The sequence below is a fragment of the Vibrio sp. RM-69-4 genome (genome assembly GCF_024743775.1).
In the GTDB taxonomy this organism is placed as follows: Bacteria; Pseudomonadota; Gammaproteobacteria; order Enterobacterales; family Vibrionaceae; genus Vibrio; species Vibrio anguillarum.
The window spans coordinates 1-1428 of record NZ_JAMQXI010000082.1; the positions used below are offsets into that span (position 1 = coordinate 1).

Consider the following 1428-nt stretch of genomic DNA (forward strand, 5'->3'; position numbering starts at 1 on the left):
TGGCGACTTTAGTGAAAAATTGAAGTTCAGTGTTTAAGTGTGTTTTTTGAGTTCGGTGGTGCGTTGTCAACCCCTTAGCCGGGCGTTAGGCAAGGTGAGTTTTTATCAGCTAAATCGAGTTGGAATTGAGCGATAAATTCCATGTTTTGTGGCTTAGCTTAAGCAATAAATAATCATCACATATTTGTTGTTTCTTGATCGCGTTGAGTTGCTTAGCGCTGTCAGTTTAGCGGCAAAATAACCTTCAGCATCCAAACGTCCGCCGAGCATGCTACGCTCGTCACTTTTCTTCCAAATCGCTCAATTTGAGTTTTTTGTTTCTTTGCTGAGTTGGAATTTTGGTTTATAACTGAATCTGTTAGCTAGTTTTAAGTTTACAAAAAAGCTTGTTCTTTGGTTTTTAAAGTGTCGTTGTCAATCGGTTGGCCTAACAAACGGCTCAAGAGGGATTGTCAACGCGTGGCGGCTTTAGTGCAAAATTGAAGTTCAGTGTTTACAGTGTGTTTTTTGAGTTCGGCTATGCGTTGTCAACCCCTTAGCCGGGCGTTATGCAACTCAGGTAAATTTAGGGGTTCAATCTTTTAGGATTTCTCTGGCCATTCGTTTTGTGTTGTCGGCAAATGAGCTTTTTTACCCTCAAATTCGTGGTTAACTTAAACCGTAAAACAGGCAAGGTTCTTTGTTTGCCTCAATCAGTTTTAGCGCTGGCGCGTTGTAAATTCAGTGGGCACAAAGTGTGGAAAGGCAAGTTTATCGAGCATTTTGCACTTGCTGAAAGTCTTGCTTGTTGAGTTTGTCTCATTCAAAAGCTTGGTTTGTTGTTGAACGGTGGACTTTGTTTTGGCGGCTTATTTATCACAGTTCTTGCTTGGGTTGATTCTTGAATCACTCAACCATTGTAATCGTGGCTTTTGGTCGTATAAATTCGGTTTATCTCATTGAATTTGCATAACAAACGGCTCAAGAGGGATTGCCAACGCTTGGCGACTTTAGTGCAAAATTGAAGTTCAGTGTTTACAGTGTGTTTTTTAAGTTCGGCGGTGCGTTGTCAACCCCTTAGCCGGGCGTTATAAGCTCTTAATTCTGTTAATTAAGTCAACTTATGCGTAATTGATAATCTGTAACATCTCATAAGTTTAACTTGCTTATATGGATGCTTATGAAATCTTCATCTCGTAGTAAAAAAATTGCTATAGCTTCAAGTCTTTTCTTTGTCTTAGGATTGATATCTTTAAATTTTGAAGGTCTTGGTTTGTCACCAATTTTTATTGTTGTTGTTTCCTTCTTTATGGCAGTGGTTCACGGAGTTCTTCATTTTAGTGGACGAAAAAATGAAGATGTATTCGAAACATATCAAGAAGCAGCAAAGACTAAGGCATCTGCATTAGTCTCTGGTTTGAATAGCAAAGTAGAAAAACGCTAGCACGC

General features: G+C 39.3%; 1 protein-coding gene. It reads left to right on the forward strand.

The features are described from left to right. The first annotated feature begins 1159 nt into the window (after nucleotides 1-1159). Nucleotides 1160-1423 carry a hypothetical protein gene (locus NB504_RS17565; protein WP_161437755.1) on the forward strand — a complete coding sequence of 88 codons (264 nt, stop codon included), beginning with the start codon at nucleotides 1160-1162 and terminating at the stop codon, nucleotides 1421-1423. The last annotated feature ends 5 nt before the right edge of the window (nucleotides 1424-1428 follow it).

Excerpts from the sequence above, each read along its gene's own strand:
- NB504_RS17565 (WP_161437755.1), top strand. The coding sequence starts at position 1,160 with ATGAAATCTTCATCTCGTAGTAAAAAAATTGCTATAGCTTCAAGTCTT.